Below are 16,484 nucleotides of genomic sequence, written 5' to 3'. Positions count from 1 at the left end.
CGCCTCCCGCGCGCGCTCAGTAGACGACCTCGCCCACGAGACTCGCCGTTTCCTCCGCCGCCGACAGCGCCAACCCCACATCGTCCGCGGCTACTTCCACACCCGACACGTCCGCTACACGATCATGTAGGCAACCCAATAGTTCCGGCTCAATAACATCCTCACCCGGGCCTGAATCCGCTCGAAGAATCAGACCCGATTCTTGATTCTCGCAGAATACAGAAACTCCACGCACATCGCCAAGCATCTGCTCCGCGATCACCACACCCCCCATCGACATTCTCCACTCCGCGGTACGCATCGCCGAATCCCATTGAAGGTCAACGGCGTAATCATTCGGCGCATCCAGAGAGATGGAAGATCGATTATTATCCCCAGCCACTTCTGGAACAGCTCCGAAATTCGAGAGAAAGTCTTCACTTGGCGACACCGAAAATTCGCTCGGCGCAATATCGATCTTCTTGAAGGCCGAAATTGCTTCAGGATCACGCTCCAAGAGCGCGTCGTAGTGATCGGGATCTCTCACTAGTTCGGGGTAGCCGATCAGAACTTGCAGGGCAGTGCCGCCTGGATCAACGACAGACAACTCCCAATCGCCAGGGAAGCGACCGTCCACAACCTGGAACCACTCGACCGGACACCAATTCGGGCGACAGTCATCCGAGGCGATCAAGACAACAAAGCGTGAGGCGTACTGGGCAAGTCCGTAGACTCCGTAACTGCGACCTCCCGTAACCGGGATCGCGTCCTGTGCAGCGAGACTCTTAACAATCACGACTGCATCCCCTTTGCTTTATCGCTTGAACTTGTAGTCATCGACTTGCCCAGTGATGGGTTTGTAAACGTAATGGATCTCAATCTCGTTGATGTTTTGACTCATCTTCTGCCAGCCGTCGCTTCCAGGCCACCTGGGATCGGTCATCCCCTTCTTCAGGGGTACCACGAATCCGCTGGCCGGGTCCGACATGGCTTGCTTCGCCAAGGGCGTCCAGCCCGGTACCGCCGTGACGCTTGCCGGCCTGTGTGCCGCCCCGTGGGAGTCCACGTTCAACGGGGCAGTCGGGCCACGGCATCGCCTACCGCGCCACCGCCGTCAACCTCCAGGCGGCCCGATGACCCAACTCGCAACCCTCTTCACCGAGATACCCGACCTCGCGCCCTCGCCGGCCGCTGCCTGGTGGCTCCTGATCCCGGTCGCCGCACTCGCCCTCGGCAGGCTGGTCTTCCTCACAGTCCGCTGGTTTCGGGCCGATTCCGAGACCCGGGTGAGTCTGCGCCAGGCACACCGGATCCGCCGCACCTGGCGACGCCTCGCCCCCATGACCGGCCTCGCCATCACCGACCCCACCCCCACCACCACCGACCAACTCCGCAGCAACGGCCATCTCGTCGAGCCGAAGGTCAAGTTGCCGCGCATCAAGACGACGGTGGACCAGTTCGGGGTCACCGTCACCGCCAACACCCTTCTCCGCGTAGGACTGCAGGCATGGCAGGACGCCGCCGACGACCTCTGCAACGGCTGGGGCATGCAGCGGTCAAGATCAGCCAGCCCCGGCCCGGCCTCATCACCGCCCGCGGCTTCCGCCACGAACCCCTCGACGCTCCACTTCCCTCATCGCTCCTTCCGGCTGACGGGACACCAGCCGTAACTTCCGGTTCCTTGCCGTGCCGAGATGACGTGCTGCTCGGCTGGGACGAAGACGGCCAACCCGTCCGCCTGAACGTCGCGGCCAGCGCCCACGGCCTGATCGCCGGGGTGACCCTCGGGGAGATCGGTGACGGTCAACACGCTCCTCGCGCACGCCTCCCTCATGCGGGACGTCCAACTTGTGGTGATCGACCCCAACCTGGCTGCCGCTGCGCCGTGGTGGGCCACCGCCCACCGTGTCTGCGACGCCACCCACCCCAACGAACCCACCCAGCTCCTCGCCGAGAGCCGGCAGGAGATGCACCGCCGCGAGGCCCTGTTCTGGTCCGCGCGGACCGACCGGATCACCGAGTTCAGCCCCGGTCTGCCACTGAGGCCTTTTCAACCTGCCGCCGAGGTCCGGCAGTTGGGCTGACGACGTGGTGAAGCCCCTGGTAGATGGGTTTTCGACCAAGAGAACCCTCTCCACCAGAGGCTTCACGTGCTTGTCTACCCGTCGGGCGTCGACGTGTCCAGCTGACGCCCTCCGCTTCCTCACGCAGCAGTTGCTGCGGCACCGCCGTGCAATCGGCTCCCGGTGGCAGCGCCTGAGCGCCGGCCGCCAGGCCCTGCTCACCCTCGCCCATCTGCGGATGGGACACACCTATGCCCGGCTCGCGGCCGGGTTCGGAATCGGCACTACGACCGCCTACCGCTATGTGACCGAGGCGGTCGAGCTCCTGGCCGCTCTCACCCCCAGCCTGGCCGACGCGGTGCGGACCGCGTCGCTGAAGGCGTATGTGATCCTGGAAGGCACGCTTGTGCCGATCGACCGCATTGCCGCGGACCGGCCGTTCTCCTCGGGCAGACACAAGAAGCACGAGATGAACGTGCAGGTCATCGCCGACCCCTTTCGGCCGGCTGCTGTGGGCTTCACCGGCCCTGCCCGGCGCCGTCCACGACATCCGCGCGGCCCGCGAGCACGGCATCGTCGACGCCCTCGCCGAGGCCGGCATCCGCTGCTGGGCCGAAAAGGGGTACCGAGGTGCCGACGGCACGGTCCGCACCACTGGGGGCGGTGGGAGACTCTCTCCGCAGGCCAGAAGGCGGTGAACCGGTCTCACGCAAGGACCCGGGCCCTCATCGAGCAGGCCATCGCCACCCTCAAGTCCTGGCGCATCCTCCGCAAACTACGGTGCTCGACCACCCGGATCACCAGCCTCGTCCAGGCCGTCCTCACCCTTCATCTGACCAGCTCAGAGTGAGGGTGGAAAAGGCTCACTGAGTCCGCCACACGCTTCTTGAAGACCTGGTCAGGAAGCCTAAGCGTTGTCCCGTATAAGACTGTGAGCTGGGAGATCGGCTGACGGTACTGTCGAGCGATGGAGACTGAAAAGTCGAACGGGTGTCCGCTCCACGGCGGTGGGGCGGCTGCACAGCGTCTCGTGGGGCGCCTGCTCGTGGAGGTCGTCGGATCGCGGCACGTGTATGGCGGCGATGATCCTGCAGGGCCGCTGGACGTTTGGCTGATCGATGACCGGGGTGCCACCGTTCACATCACGACCGGATCGGACGGGTGCCTGATCGTCGAGGAGTCGGAGCCGCACGCCGGCTACGACATGGCTGACTCGGGACGCGTCACCGTGGGAGCGATCAGCAGCGAGACACCGTTCGCAGAGCACATCGGAAAGAGCATCCTGGCGGTGCGGGAAGAGCACGAGCCGATGACTGGACGCGTTGCCCTGGAGCTCTCCTTCCCCAGAGGTCGCGTCCGCTGCGAGAGCTGGGCCGGGGACCTCCGTCTGATCCTGATGTGATGATCGCGGTGTGGCTGGTGTGATCACGGCGTCGGAGCCGTCCTGGATAGCCCCGTTCTCCGGGCTGAGCCCGCGTGCCTTCAGGAAGCTGGTAACGGTGCTGCGGCGCGAGGGTGCGGACGCGGCCCGCAAGGGCCGGCCGTGGAGCCTTCCGCTGGAGGACCAGGCCTTGCTGGTCGCGGCGTACTGGCACACGAAACTGACCATGCGGCAGCTCGCTCCTCTGTTCGGGGTGTCGAAACGCCATGCTTGGCTCGCCTGGATGCACAACCTCGCCCTCGCCAGGTAGATCAGCGGGCCGCACAGCGGCCAACCGTACCCGACGCGACCTTAAGATCCTTTACGGGACAATCCTTTTGCCGGGCGCCCTGGTACTGATGGCCGACGGCACCACCAAACCCCTCACCATCCACGGCCTCCACACCTACTATGTCCTGGCGGGCGAGACTCCGGTCCTCGTTCACAACAGCAACTGTCCGACCGCGTCAGAATGTGAGGACATCACTAGTCCTGGCGCTCGCATGCTGAACAAATCGACGGATGTCGGTCCCGTGGAGTTCGCAAAGAACGTTGAGGCCAATGGGTGGGCTCGCACCGACAAGGGCCCCAACATCATGTACGAGAAGGATGGGGGAAGGTATTTCCTTCGCGGGAAGGCGAACAGCCACGAGGGGGGACGGCCGAACTACTACAATCCGGGGTCCAAGAAGGCCGACATCAGGATCAGGCTGGGCGAGGACTAATGGCAGAGGCGGGTTCGATAGTGATCGATCGCAACGGCTATCTGGATGTTCGCTCCCGTAGCGCAGCCACCTTCGATCTTGATGCCAGACTGCCTGGCCAGGTCTTCAAGGAGCGTGCGGAGGACTCGCTGTTCTGTGAGTTCGATGCGGTCCTCACCCCGGAATTCTGGCCGGCGCTCTGCGCGATGGCCCGGTGGCATGGTGACAGGCACGTCGAACTGCTGGTTCTTGAGCCGGACTGCGACGCGTTCTACCTCCCGGAGTACCGGATGTACCCGGCGTTGTCGTTGTCCGTCAGGGCCGACGTGGACGACTACTGGGCGGCGATCGGTCACGAGCCGGACGGCGACAGCATGGGGTCGATCGCGATCTCTGCGAACGTCATCGCTGTGACTGGACCTTCCGGAAGGTGGGGGTGCTGGGGCGAAAGGGATCCCGAGGTTGCAGTCTTCCGGAGTTTTCCGAACGTGGCCGCACGGAACAAATGGCGCGCGCAGTTCGGGCCCTTCCTGGAGGTGTCAGGCGCACTGGAATCGTATCTCCCGCTGACCTTCGCGGGGCGAACCGTTCCGGACGAGTACGCTGTAACCCTGACCGCCAACTATGGACCTACGGGTGGTGGACAGCCGTAACGTCGCGGAGCGGCCCACCGGAGTCGATCCGGCCCAGGTGCTGAGCCCCGTACAGCAGTACGCTTGCGCAAATCTGAAGCCCTGTCAGGTGTGTCCTGGCTGGGCTTCTGCGATGGGTGACGGCAGTAGTTGACGGCAACGTCAGCGGACGAGGGCGGCGCAGGGCGGCGGTTCGTCGCCGTCTGCGCTGGCCGTCTTGGCGACCGTTGGCCCGTCGAGCGCGGTGCTGAGAGTGTCGATGGCGTCTCGCTGGAGGCGGAGTCGGACGTGGGCGTAAACGGTGGCGGTGAGCCGATGTGGGCGTGGCCGAGGAGTTCCTTGCTGAGGCCCGCGGGTTGACGGAGCCGGAGGAGTTGCCTACACGATGGGAGTTAACAATGGAAGAATTGGCCAGTTCTACCCGCGCTGATAACCGATGATCGTTGTCGAGAGCTATGCGATGATCCGTCCCCGCGAGTTCATTCAATTCGCGTCGATGCGGGATATCTCGACGGAGATTGACCTGATTGAAGGTGCGGTCGAGATTGCTGTTGGCGACTGCGTTCTGGTCGACACCCGACTCTGGGACTACCTGTACCCCTTGTGGGCTTATCTGGCGGATTCTGTTTCGAAGCTACGGGCGACGGGGGCAGGCTCCTTCAGATTCCCGGACCAGCCCATCCAGGTTGAATTTGAACGAAGGCCTGAAGGGGGCCTGCAGATAACTGTCTCTGGGGACGGGGAGAACAGAGGGGTCATTGCTCATGAGTCCGAGTTCCTTCAGGCTCTGCGTTCGCGTGGCTCCGGCTTCTTCAGTGAGCTCTCAACTCACTTTCCTGCCGAGCGGGCCCTGATCGAACGTAGCTGGAAGAGGCTGCTGCGTGATCCGGTCGGTTCCTTGCTGGCCGATGTCCCGTGGGAGGAACGCGTTGACAAGAGGCAATCATCTGCTTTTCGCCAAGCGGAGCGAGTTGTGGGTCGCTGCATGAACACTGCGCAGCGTGAGCGACTGATTTCTGATGTAGCGGGACGGCGCCTGTCTTTCGGTGAATTGTTCTCACGCGCTGAACGTGAGCTTCGCGGCGGACAGCCGGGCCGTTCTTGACGTCACCCCTGTTTCGCGTAGCGAATCTGGGACCCTGTCGGCTGCCGCTGATGGGGATCAGATCCAGTATCCTACGAATCAGAGGATGATGTGACCGTGGTTGTGGACACCGCGTCTGGCGGGTTGCCATAGTGGGCTTTGGAAGGATTCGGCAGTGAGTGGGGATCTCGAGGCTCAAGAATGGCTACGTGATGGCGCGCGCCAGTCGATTGAGAAGTATAGGTCGGGAGGGATCACGCTCCGCCAGCTGATCGATGATCTCGATGCCATCTGGTCCAATTTCGCGCAATCCGCGTGGAGTGAGAATCTCCGCTCGCAGTGGTGGGTCCTGGAGGAACTCTATGCTGTTGCTCTTGACCGAGGTGATCAGGAAGAGCTGCCTCTTGAGGATCAGCAAGCCATTGATGCCGCCCTCAATGAGTTGGATCGGCTGCTGATGTAGGTATTACGGGGAACTGAGCGACCAGGAGCTTCTGGACTCGTTGAAGCGGGGAAGCGGTCCTTGGAGTGCATCATCGCTGGGATGAACTCCGAAGGAGAATCCAGGACGGGCGTATCGACCCAGACACGCCAATCCGTATCGATGTTTTGGGTGAGGATTGATGCTCGGATGTCTGTAGTTCGTGCGACTGACTCCGACTTCCGTGTGTGTCAGATCGGTTTTGATGCGCTGCTCGAAATCCAACGGGAGGCGGAGGAACGAGGCTGGGCGACCCGGTGGACCTCGGTGGATGCGCTCCGCAGCCAGGTCAAGGAAGGAAGCGTCGTCCTTCAGTCGCTGATGCGTGAAGAGAGAGGGGGAGTTGTGCGGGCCTACCGATGCCTTCTCCTGTTTTCGACCGTTGGCGACGAAGGAGCTGGGGGAGTTGCTGCGATCGATATTGATCCGGCGAGGTACGAATCGTTGGAGCGGCTTGATCGAGACTCCGATGTTCGGAAGGCTCTGGCCCGAATGTTCTCCCTGGCAATGGGCGGGATTTCCATGGTCGCGAAGAAGTAGCGGACTCTCCTGATCTGCGGCTGCGGAAAGTCGACCTCCGCATCAACCTGCGTGCAGGAGCAATTCTGTGGCCCCGTCGGGAGCGTCCCGGCGGGGCCCGAGCTGTTCTGATGGCAGTAGCTGACGGCTTCGGCAACGTCAGCGGACGCCCGTCGTGGAGGGTGGCGGTTCGTCGCCGTCCGGCCTCTCCACTCTGGTGTTCGTCGGGCCGTCGAGAGCGGTGCTCAAGGCGTCGATGGCCTGGCGCTGGAGGTGGTGACGGACGTGGGGCGTAGTCCGTGGTGGCTGCGCCGATGCGGGCGTGGCCGCGGAGGTCCTCGATCACAGCGAGTTCGATGCCTTGTCCAGGAGCAGGGGTGGCGGTCGAGTGCCTGAGATCGCGAAATCGGATGCGGCGGCGCGGGGACACGGTCGCCCTGGACGCCGTCGTGGCCGCCACCGCACTGGGCTGTCCCGCCTCCCGCGACCGTTCTGAGCTGGGGCCCCGAAGACCTCCGGGTCCTGAGCGGTCCCGCTGTCGGTGTGGTCAGGATCTGAGGCGGGCGATCCCTGTGCGGGAGGGCCGCGCCGCGGGGCGGGGCGGCCCTCCCGGCCGGTGTGCTAGGGGGTGAGGGTGAGGCCGAGGCCGGAGAGGATGGGGAGGAGGGGCTGGTAGTAGGTGGTGCCGGTGGTGGTGCAGTTGCCGTTGCCCGCGAAGACGAAGCCGATGGCCTGGGTGCCGCTGACGGCCGGGGCGCCGAGGTCTCCCGGGGCCGAGCAGGTGGTGGCGCGGATCAGGCCGTAGACGATGCCGCCGGGGTAGTTGATGGTCTGGTTGAGGCCGGTCACCGTGCCGCAGCGGATGCCGTAGACCTGGCTGTGGTGGCAGATAGCCTGGCCGATCGCCGGAGTGGCCGCTCCGGTGAGGTAGCGGATCTGGGAGCCGTGGCGGACGGCGGGGACGGCGTTGACGCCGGGGACGGCGTTGACGCCGGGGGCGTAGGTGAGCAGGGCGTAGGCCGGGCCGGCGCTGGTGGTGGTGCCGACGTAGGTGGTCAGGGCCGGGTCGAGGTACCACTGGGTGCCGGCCGGACCGCACGGGCCGGGCATGATGCCGTGCGGCGCCCCGCCGCGGTAGGCGTTGAAGGAGAGGGTGCAGCGGCCGTGGTCGCTGCTGTAGAGGGTGTCGCCGCCGTAGACGGCCGGGGGCGCGGCGGCGGGTGTCGGTGCCGGGGCCGCCGCCGCGGCGGCGGCGGGGGTCGCCGTGGCGGCGAGCAGCAGGGCGAGTGCGGCGGCTGCGGCGGCGAGCAGGCCGCGCAGCCGGCGGGGCAGTAAGGGGCGGGCAGGCAGATCTGATCGGGTGGATCTCATCACGCCTCCGAGGGACGGCGGCCGGGGGTCACCCGGCCGGACTCTTTCCGCCATTCTCGGAACGCCCGTCCATGAGCAGAAGACCGCGTGAGCTGCTGGAGCGCGGGCCGCCGGCCAGGCACGTCCCTCGTGGTCCCGGCGGGGCCGCCTTCCACCGGGGAGCGAACGGGCCCGCGGCGACCTGGTCCTGCACCACATCCGGCGGCAGTGGACGAGCTGGCGGGGGAGGGCCGTGGAGCCGCTGGTACGGGAGGCCCTGGCCCGGTTGCCGCCCCAGGGCGGGCTGCCGTCCGCGCCCGTCGTCGGCGGTTACTGGACGCGCGGCAACGAGGCGGAGATCGACCTCGTCGGCGCCGACCGTGAGCCGGTCGTCCGGGAGCTGGTGTTCCTGGGCTCGGTCACGTGGCGGGAGAACGCCCCGTTCGACGGGCACGACCTGGCGGCGCTGCACGCGCACCGCGCCCGCCTCACCGATCGGCCCGTGCCGCTGCTGGCCGTCTCCCGCAGGGGCACCGCCTGCTCCGGCGGCCTGACCGCGGCCCTGGGGCCGGCCGAGCTGCTGGACGACTGGCGGCACTGACCCGGACCCGGGTCCCCGCCACTCCCCGCCCGGCCGGGTCAGCCGGCCGGGGCGGGGGTGGTGCGGGTGCGGGAGAGCTGGATGGCGCGGGTGACAAGCAGGGCGGCGGCGGAGGTGAAGAAGAGGGCGCCGCGGAAGAGGAGCATGCCGCTGTTGCCCCGGGCGAGCTGGAAGGTGAGCAGCACGCCGGTGTAGAGGGTGAAGTAGGCGCCGGCGGCGACGGCGTAGCCGGGCTTGCGGAAGCCGCGGACGGTGGCGGCGACGCCGGCCACGTCGGCGGCGCCGAGGGCCAGGGTCAACGGCGTGGGGAAGCGGCTGCCGGTGATGTCCTCGAACTGGACCTGCATTTCCTCCATCAGCGCGAGTTTGCCGATGGCCTGGAGGCTGAACTCGAAGATCACCACGGCGGATGCGACGGCGGCCAGGATCTTCACGGGGGACTTCACGGGGCCCTGCCTCTCTGTGGGGTCGGGGGGCGGCCGGGCGGCGCCGAACGAGCCATGTTCGGACGTGAGTTGCGGAGGTAGTGTGAGAGGGGCGCTCTCACTTGCTGTGCACACCGCCTCGTCGGGGGATCAGAGGATGATCAGGATCGTGCTTGCTGAGGACATGCACATGATCCGTGGTGCGCTGGTCGCGCTGCTGGACTTCGAGCACGACATCGAGGTCGCCGCCGAGGTCGACCACGGGGACGACATTGTCCCCGCGGTGCTGAAGTACCGGCCCGATGTGGCCGTTCTGGACATCGATCTGCCGGGCACGGACGGGCTGTCGGCGGCCGAGGTGATCCACGAGCGCCTGCCGAGCTGCCGCACCCTGATGCTGACCGGCCTGAGCCGGCCGGGGAATCTGCGCCGGGCGATGGAGACCGGGGTCTCCGGCTACATCGCCAAGGACGCACCGCCCGCCAAGCTGGCCGATGCCATCCGCCGGGTCGCGGCGGGGGAGCGGGTGATCGACCGTCAGCTCGCGTTCTCCGCCTGGGAGGCGAGAGCCAACCCGCTGACGCAGCGCGAGACCGAGGTGCTGCGGATGACGGCGGAGGGCGCGGAGGCGGTGGAGATCGCCACGCGCCTCTTTCTGTCGGTGGGTACCGTCCGCAACTATCTGACCTCGGTGGTCACCAAGCTCAACGCGCGGAACCGGGTGGACGCCATCCGGATCGCCCGCGAGCAGGGGTGGATCTGAGCGTTTCACCGCCTTTCCCGGCGGCTGCCGCGGATGCCGTGGTGCAGTTCGCGGGCCAGCTCGGTCTCCAGCGGGCTGAGCGGTCCGGCCACCAGGCGCTCGGGGTGGCCCGGCGGCGGGTCGTCGAAGATCCACCGGCCCGCCCAGGCACCGGCCACGGGATCGGCCCAGGCCGGCCACGGGTGCGGGTGCGGGTGCGGAGCGGGGTGCGGGTGGAGGTGCTGGGCCGCCCGGTTGAGGGCAGCGGGGCCCGTGGGCCCGGTGGGCCCCGCTGCGCCGGGCGGGCTCTGCGGGAGGCGTCGGGCCCCCGCGGGCCCGGAGACGTCATCGGCTCCGGGCCCGGTGACGGTTCCGGGGACATCGGCTTCGGCCGGCCGGGGCATCCACATCCATCCGAAAGCCGCCAGCGCCTTGAAGAGCGCGCGCGGCTGTCGCCTCACGAACTGGATGGCGTCACACTGCTTCCTGCCGGCCATGTCCCCATCTCCTGTCGGTTCGGTGGCTCGCGCACCATGCTGGCCGCCCCCTCTCCGGCCGTGCCGGAGTGCCGCTTGAGCCCCGCTCGGGCCGCGTCAAGTGACGGTTTCACGGTCGTTCGGTGAGCGTTCCACTGTCCGGCCCGCCGCCCCAGCCCTCACGATTTCTCTACCGTCCCGTCAGACTTCCACTGGGGGAACACCATGAACGCAGGGGTGATCGACAACAGCACGACCTCCGAAGACGACCGGGTCGTCGTCGGGTTCAAGAGCCATCTCCAGGTGACGGTGGTGCCCGGCGAGGCGGCCTATCTGGTGTCGCAGGAGGGGGTGACCGCCCTGCGCGGCAGGCACGCCGAGGTCCTGGCGCCGCTGCTGGACGGCACCCGCACGCTGCGCGGCGTGCTGGAGGCCGCCGCCCCGCGGCTGTCGCCCGCCGACGTGGTCGGCGGGCTGCGCAGCCTGGACGCCGCCGGCCTGCTGCGCACCCGCCGGGAGCCGTCGGCAGGTCACAGCTGCCCGCCCGGCTGCCCGCTGGGCGGGGAGTGCGGGAGGCCCGACGCCGGCCGGGCCGCCGCCGACCCGGCGGCCGAGGCCTACTGGGACCTGGCCGGCCTGCCGGAGGGCGGCCCCTGCCGCCTGGCCGCCGCGACCGTGCGCATTGTCAATCTGGCCGCCGCCGACCCGGGGCCGGTGCGGGAGGCCTGCCGGGAGTCGGGCATCACCGTGCTGGAGGGGGACGACCGGGACGGCGAGGCCGCCGGCGAGGGCGCCGGAGAGGGCGCCGGCGGCGGCGGGGCGGGGGACGCGGATCTGTCGCTGGTGCTGTGCGACGACTACCTGCTGCCCGCCCTGGCCGAGGTGGACGACCGCCACCGGGCCGCGGGCCGCCCCTGGCTGCTGGCCAAGCTGTCCGGCAAGGTGCCCTGGGTGGGTCCGCTGTTCCAGCCGGATGGCGCCTGCTGGCACTGCCTGGCGGTACGGCTGGCCGGCCACCGGGCCGCCGAGCAGCCGCTGCGCCGCGCCCTGCGGCTGAGCGGACCGCTGCCCCGCCCGGAGGCGTCGCTGGCGTCCGGCCGGGCCATGGCGCAGCACGCCGCGGTGCTGGAGACCGCGAAGTGGCTGGCCGGGATGCGCTACCCGGGGCAGCACGAGATCCGCTCCGTGGACACCCTGACCCTGCGCACCGTCAGCCACCCGGTGACGCGCCGGCCGCAGTGCCGTTCCTGCGGCGACCCGGGGATGGTGGCGCGGGCGGTGGGGACAGCGTTCGTGCCGCGGTCCCGCCCCAAGGCCGCGGACCTGGGGAACGGTCACCGGGCGGCCCGCGCCGAGGAGGTGCTGGGCCGCTACGGGCATCTGGTGGACACGGCCACCGGCGTGGTGGCGGAGCTGCGCCGCGACCCGCGGGCACCGGAGTTCGTGCACGCCTATGTGTCCGGGCCGAATCTGGCGGTCGGCTCCCGGACCCTGACCGGGGTGCGGGCCGGGCTGCGGGCGCTGAGCGGCGGCAAGGGCAGCACCGACACCGAGGCCCGCACCAGCGCGCTCTGCGAGGCGCTGGAACGTTACTGCGGAGTCCGGCACGGCGACGAGCCGGTGGTCCGCGACACCCTGCGCGGCCTGGGCGCGGACGCCGTCCACCCCAACGACTGCCAGCTCTTCGACGAGCGGCAGTTCGCGGAGCGGGAGACCTGGAACGCGCGGAACCCCTCGCCGTTCCACTACGTCCCGCCCCGCTTCGACGCCGACCGGGAGTGCGAGTGGACCCCGGTGTGGTCACTGACCCAGGGGCGGCAGAAGCTGCTGCCGACCGAACTGCTCTACTACGCCTCCCCGGCCCAGTCGGCGGCCGGCTGCGGGCTGCGCGCCGACTCCAACGGGAACGGCGCCGGCAGCAGCCCCGAGGACGCCCTCGTCCAGGCCGCCCTGGAACTGGTGGAACGCGACGCGGTGGCGCTGTGGTGGTACAACCGCACCCGGCAGCCCGCCCTGGACCTGGACGCCTTCGCCGAACCGGCCGTGGCGAGGGTGGCCGAGGGCTGCCGTCGCGGCGGCCGGACGCTGTGGGCCCTGGACCTCACCTCCGATCTCGGCATCCCCGTGGTGGCGGTGCTCTCCCGCCGCACCGACAAGCCGGCCGAGGACATCGTCTTCGGCTTCGGCGCCCACTTCGATCCGCGGGTGGCGCTGCGCCGCGCGGTCACCGAGATGGCGCAGCTGCTGCCCAGCGTGTGGCACGTCCGGCCGGACGGCACCGGCTACGGCGTGCAGGACCCGGAGACCCGCGCCTGGTGGACCGGGGAGACCGTGGCCGCGCAGCCGTACCTCGCGCCCGACCCGGCGGCTCCGCCGCGCACCCCCGGCGACTGGGAGTACCGGCCGCGCGCCGATCTGCGGGACGACATCACGGCCGTCACCGGGCTGCTGCAGGAGCGCGGCCTGGAACTGCTGGTGCTGGACCAGACCCGGCCGGACATCGGCCTGCCGGTGGTCAAGGTGCTGGTGCCCGGCCTGCGGCACTTCTGGGCCCGCTTCGCCCCGGGCCGCCTCTTCGACGTGCCGGTGGCGCTGGGACGCGTCGCCGGGCCCACCGCGTACGAGGACCTCAATCCGATCCCCCTGTTCGTCTGAGGCCGCCCGGGCCGGACGGACGGCTCCCCGGGCCGGGCGGCCCCCGGCCCGCCGCGTCCGGGACGCGACGGCATCTCAAGTTCCGGCCGAGCGCCCGCTCCTACCGTCGGGACGGTCCAGTCGCCACAGCGGCGGGGGGCTCGCGGCCGTGCAGCTCGCGACCGGCGGCTGTCCTGCCGCGGGCCCGACCCACCGCCCGCTCCACCAGACAAGTCCAGCTCCCAAGGAGATGTCCATGAGCATCCCGACCAATCCGGACGTGCTGATCGTCGGCGGCGGACCGGCCGGAGCGCTGCTCGGCTGCCTGCTCGCCCGCCGCGGGGTCCACGTCCTCGTCGTGGAGAAACAGCAGACCCTCGACCGTGACTTCCGCGGCGAGACCCTCGCCGCCCCCTCCGTGGTCACCCTGCGCCGCCTGGGCTTCGGCCCGGCCCTGGACAGCCACGGCTACCTGGAGACCACCGCGGTGTCCATGCGCATGGAGGGCCAGGAGGTCCTGCACGTGGACTACGGGCGGTTCGGCCTGGGCGCGCTGCCCATCGACATCCCGCAGCCCGGCCTGATCGGCCTGTTCCACGACGCCGCCGCCGGCCTGCCGAACTACGCCTACGCCCCCGGCACCACCTGCACCGCCCTGACCGAGAACGACGGCGCCGTCACCGGGGCCAGGCTGCGCGACCGGGACGGCAACCGGGTCACCGTCACCGCCCGGCTGGTCGTCGGCGCCGACGGCCGGTTCTCCAAGGTGCGCAAGGAGGCCGGGCTGCAGGCGGAGATCACCCCGCAGCAGCGGGACTTCCTCTCCTTCAAGCTGCCCCGCCCCGCCGACTGGGGGCAGCACGCCGAGCTGGTCGTCAACCACGACAAGCACCTGGTGGTGCTGCCCACCTGGCCGGACTACCTGCGCGTCGGGCACAACCTGCCCAAGCGGGGCCTCGGCGAGCTGCGCCGCCGCGGCATCGAGGCGTTCCGGGCCGGCATAGCCGGGATCGACCCGCGGCTCGGGCCGCTCGTCGAGGAGCACGTCCGCACCTGGGACGACACCGGCTTCCTGGAGATCTTCACCGCCGAGATGGAGCAGTGGGCCCGGGACGGCCTGATCCTGATCGGCGACGCCTCGCACACCTGCACCCCGATCCTGGGCCAGGGCGTCAACCTGGCCATCCAGGACGTGGTCATGATCACCCCGGTGATCGCCGCGGCGCTGGGCAGGGGCACCGGCCCGGTGCCGGCCACGGCGTTCGACTCCTTCGTGGCCGTCCGGCGCCGCCACAAGAACCGGGTCACCCGCTTCCAGCGCATGCAGGAGAAGGCCCTCGCCCAGCACAAGCCCGCCAAGGTGTGGGTGCGCCGGGCCCGGTTCCGGACCCTCAACCGGCTGCCGCTGAAGTACGTCGTCTTCGGCAAGGTCATCAACGCGCCGCATCCCGTCGACCCGGCCGACCTCCGGACGGGCGCCGAGGCCGCACCCACCCCCGCCGCGCCCTCGGCCGCCTGAGGCACCGCGCTCCGGGCCGCCGCCGCCCCGCGGCCGTCCCCCGGCGGGCGGCGCGAGCGGGCCCGGAGCGCGGGCCTTCCCTCCTTTTTCCTTCCTTCTCCCTCCCTCCCTGCCTGCCTCCCTGCCTGCCCGTCTGTCCGTCTGTCCGTCTGTCCGTCCGTCTGCCGCTTGCGGCGTCCTCGCGGTCCGCGGCGCCGCTATCGGGCTCATAGTCCGGCTCAAGTGCCCGGTTCTAGGGTCAAGTTGAGCAGAACGCACAAGCGCCGCCAAGCAGGCAGAGCACTGCCGAGCGCGCACCACGGGATGAAACAGGAGCAAGCAGAACACAGCGCACACGCTGCGCACGCCGCGTATGCCGCGCAAGCCACCGGGTTGTGCAGGCCGGCGGCCCGGCGCTCCCGCCGGGAACGGCCGCGCGGAGAGAAGCCCACGACCACCCTCGTTCAAGGGGACTGACCAGTGAGACTCACCGCCCTCAGTGAAGTGCTGCCGGGTGAACCGGTCACCAACCGGGACATGGCGGAGCGCTTCGGACTGCACGAGAAGTGGCTGGAGAAGATGACCGGCAACCGCAGCCGGTACTTCTGCGACCCGGCCGGACCCGAAGGCACCCCCCGCACCACCGGCGACCTGGCCACCGAGGCCGGGCGGCGGGTGATGGAGGCGGCCGGCACCGGGCCGTCCGCCCTGGACTTCCTGGTGCTGACCACCGCCTCCCCGGACGAGCTGATGCCCGCCACGGTCAACGTGGTCGCCGACCGGCTCGGCCTCAACGACATCCCCACCTTCCAGCTCACCTCCGGCTGCGCCGGGGCGCTCACCGGCCTGTACACGGCGCGGGCGCTGCTGGCCGGCGGCCTGCGCCGGGGCCTGGTCATCGGCGCCGACTCGGTGGTCAAGCTGTGGCCCTCGGACGGCGACATCCAGCACGCCCGCCCCGCCGAGCTGGCCAACTTCGCCCTGTTCGGGGACGGCGCCGGCGCCGCCCTGGTGGAGGCCGACCCGGCCGGGCCCGGCTTCGCGGTGGAGCATCTGATGCTCCGCACCACCGGCAAGGGCCGCGCCCCCGCCCAGATCGTGCGCTGGTACGGCGCCGAGGGCGCGCCCCTGGTGCCCGGCCCGGACGGCACCGAGGTGCGCGAGCCCATGGCGCACGAGGACTACAAGGCCATCGCGTCCCGGGTGCCGGACCTGGCGGTCACCGTGCTCAACGAGCTGACCGCGGTCACCGGCTGGCAGCTCTCCGACGTCGACTACGTGCTGCCGCCGCAGCTCAACGGCGTGATGACGGAGAAGATCCGGGAGCGCATGGGGGTCCGGGAGGACCAGGCGGTCTCCTGTGTGGCCGACACCGGCAACAACGGCAACGCCCTGCCGTTCATCCAGCTCTGCCGCGCGCTGCGGCGGATCGGCGCGGACGGCGCGGGCGCGGCGGCGGGCGGCAGCCGGGTGCTGGTCACCACCATCGAGTCCTCCAAGTGGGTGCTGTCCGGCATGGCCCTGCGCCACCGGCCGGCCGCGCCGGGGGAGGAGCGCCGCGATGTCCGCTGACACCGCCCACGGCGGCGCCGTTGCGGCCCCGGGCGCCCCGGGCGCCGTGGGGAGCGGTTCCGCCCCCGGCAGGGACGCGCATCCGGTGCGGCGGCTGCGGGAACTGGTGCGGGCCGGACTGCCGGAGGACCCGGCCCCGGTGCGGGAGCTGCTGCGGCAGGCCACCGACCGGCTCGGCGCCATCGATGTCGAGGCGGCCGGCGGCCTGCTGGCCGCGCCCGCCCGCCGGGAGCGGCTGGCCGCCTCCGGCACCCTGACCGGGCAGCGGATCGCCGTGCTCGGCAGCTCCACCCTGGACTCCCTC

At 69.6% G+C, this 16,484-nt stretch carries 16 protein-coding genes and 3 pseudogenes; 15 read left to right on the top strand and 4 right to left on the bottom strand.

The annotated features are described in order from the left end of the window. Window positions 1-16 precede the first annotated feature (16 nt). Window positions 17-775, bottom strand: a complete 759-nt coding sequence (locus GQS09_RS30690) for a hypothetical protein (protein ID WP_165986461.1) — start codon at window positions 773-775, stop codon at window positions 17-19. A gap of 337 nt (window positions 776-1,112) precedes the next feature. Between GQS09_RS30690 and GQS09_RS14430 the strand changes: the two genes are divergently transcribed. The 10 genes and pseudogenes from GQS09_RS14430 to GQS09_RS14385 all read left to right on the top strand — a co-directional run bounded on the left by GQS09_RS14430 (window position 1,113) and on the right by GQS09_RS14385 (window position 6,903). Next, window positions 1,113-1,649 (top strand): hypothetical protein, encoded by a 537-nt coding sequence (locus tag GQS09_RS14430; RefSeq protein WP_165986460.1) that lies wholly within the window; start codon window positions 1,113-1,115, stop codon window positions 1,647-1,649. 126 nt (window positions 1,650-1,775) lie between these two features. Continuing rightward, a complete protein-coding gene (locus GQS09_RS14425; protein ID WP_165986459.1) occupies window positions 1,776-2,063 on the top strand; it encodes a hypothetical protein in 288 nt (95 codons plus the stop codon). 66 nt (window positions 2,064-2,129) lie between these two features. Further along, window positions 2,130-2,892, top strand: a pseudogene (locus GQS09_RS14420) (transposase family protein). Window positions 2,893-3,009: 117 nt separating this feature from the next. Then, window positions 3,010-3,444, top strand: a complete 435-nt coding sequence (locus tag GQS09_RS14415; RefSeq protein ID WP_165986458.1) for a hypothetical protein — start codon at window positions 3,010-3,012, stop codon at window positions 3,442-3,444. A gap of 10 nt (window positions 3,445-3,454) precedes the next feature. Then, window positions 3,455-3,694: pseudogene (locus GQS09_RS14410) on the top strand (transposase family protein); the annotation flags it as partial. Between the two features lie 127 nt (window positions 3,695-3,821). Continuing rightward, window positions 3,822-4,187 (top strand): hypothetical protein, encoded by a 366-nt coding sequence (locus tag GQS09_RS14405; protein ID WP_243761416.1) that lies wholly within the window; start codon window positions 3,822-3,824, stop codon window positions 4,185-4,187. 20 nt (window positions 4,188-4,207) lie between these two features. Further along, window positions 4,208-4,819 (top strand): hypothetical protein, encoded by a 612-nt coding sequence (locus GQS09_RS14400; RefSeq protein ID WP_313896140.1) that lies wholly within the window; start codon window positions 4,208-4,210, stop codon window positions 4,817-4,819. 415 nt (window positions 4,820-5,234) lie between these two features. Then, window positions 5,235-5,903 carry a hypothetical protein gene (locus GQS09_RS14395; protein WP_165986456.1) on the top strand — a complete coding sequence of 223 codons (669 nt, stop codon included), beginning with the start codon at window positions 5,235-5,237 and terminating at the stop codon, window positions 5,901-5,903. A 154-nt stretch (window positions 5,904-6,057) separates the two neighbouring features. Further along, window positions 6,058-6,345 carry a hypothetical protein gene (locus GQS09_RS14390; protein WP_165986455.1) on the top strand — a complete coding sequence of 96 codons (288 nt, stop codon included), beginning with the start codon at window positions 6,058-6,060 and terminating at the stop codon, window positions 6,343-6,345. Window positions 6,346-6,426: 81 nt separating this feature from the next. Next, a complete protein-coding gene (locus GQS09_RS14385) occupies window positions 6,427-6,903 on the top strand; it encodes a hypothetical protein (RefSeq protein ID WP_243761415.1) in 477 nt (158 codons plus the stop codon). Window positions 6,904-7,503: 600 nt separating this feature from the next. Here GQS09_RS14385 and GQS09_RS14380 read toward each other — a convergent pair. Next, window positions 7,504-8,253: a S1 family peptidase gene (locus GQS09_RS14380; RefSeq protein WP_165986454.1), complete on the bottom strand. Its 750-nt coding sequence runs from the start codon at window positions 8,251-8,253 to the stop codon at window positions 7,504-7,506. Window positions 8,254-8,416: 163 nt separating this feature from the next. On the opposite strand from GQS09_RS14380, the pseudogene GQS09_RS14375 reads away from it, so the two are divergent. Further along, window positions 8,417-8,833 (top strand): annotated as a pseudogene (locus GQS09_RS14375) (DUF234 domain-containing protein); the annotation flags it as partial. Between the two features lie 38 nt (window positions 8,834-8,871). Here GQS09_RS14375 and GQS09_RS14370 read toward each other — a convergent pair. Beyond that, window positions 8,872-9,279: a DoxX family protein gene (locus tag GQS09_RS14370; protein ID WP_165986453.1), complete on the bottom strand. Its 408-nt coding sequence runs from the start codon at window positions 9,277-9,279 to the stop codon at window positions 8,872-8,874. Between the two features lie 136 nt (window positions 9,280-9,415). Between GQS09_RS14370 and GQS09_RS14365 the strand changes: the two genes are divergently transcribed. Further along, window positions 9,416-10,021: a DNA-binding response regulator gene (locus tag GQS09_RS14365; RefSeq protein ID WP_165986452.1), complete on the top strand. Its 606-nt coding sequence runs from the start codon at window positions 9,416-9,418 to the stop codon at window positions 10,019-10,021. Window positions 10,022-10,026: 5 nt separating this feature from the next. Here the strand turns inward: GQS09_RS14365 and GQS09_RS14360 are convergent, their stop codons facing one another. Further along, window positions 10,027-10,497, bottom strand: coding sequence for a hypothetical protein (locus GQS09_RS14360; protein ID WP_165986443.1), 471 nt, complete (start codon window positions 10,495-10,497; stop codon window positions 10,027-10,029). Between the two features lie 204 nt (window positions 10,498-10,701). Between GQS09_RS14360 and GQS09_RS14355 the strand changes: the two genes are divergently transcribed. From GQS09_RS14355 to GQS09_RS14345, 3 genes are all read left to right on the top strand, one after another. Continuing rightward, window positions 10,702-13,131: a TOMM precursor leader peptide-binding protein gene (locus GQS09_RS14355; protein ID WP_165986451.1), complete on the top strand. Its 2,430-nt coding sequence runs from the start codon at window positions 10,702-10,704 to the stop codon at window positions 13,129-13,131. A gap of 235 nt (window positions 13,132-13,366) precedes the next feature. Further along, window positions 13,367-14,629: an FAD-dependent monooxygenase gene (locus GQS09_RS14350; RefSeq protein WP_207957825.1), complete on the top strand. Its 1,263-nt coding sequence runs from the start codon at window positions 13,367-13,369 to the stop codon at window positions 14,627-14,629. Window positions 14,630-15,088: 459 nt separating this feature from the next. After that, window positions 15,089-16,180 (top strand): 3-oxoacyl-ACP synthase III family protein, encoded by a 1,092-nt coding sequence (locus GQS09_RS14345; protein ID WP_165986449.1) that lies wholly within the window; start codon window positions 15,089-15,091, stop codon window positions 16,178-16,180. Window positions 16,181-16,484 lie beyond the last annotated feature (304 nt).

This window comes from Streptomyces sp. YIM 98790, assembly GCF_011421595.1.
GTDB lineage: Bacteria > Actinomycetota > Actinomycetes > Streptomycetales > Streptomycetaceae > Streptomyces.
The sequence above is the reverse complement of the archived record's forward strand: the minus strand, read 5'-3'. Positions and strand labels throughout refer to the sequence as shown.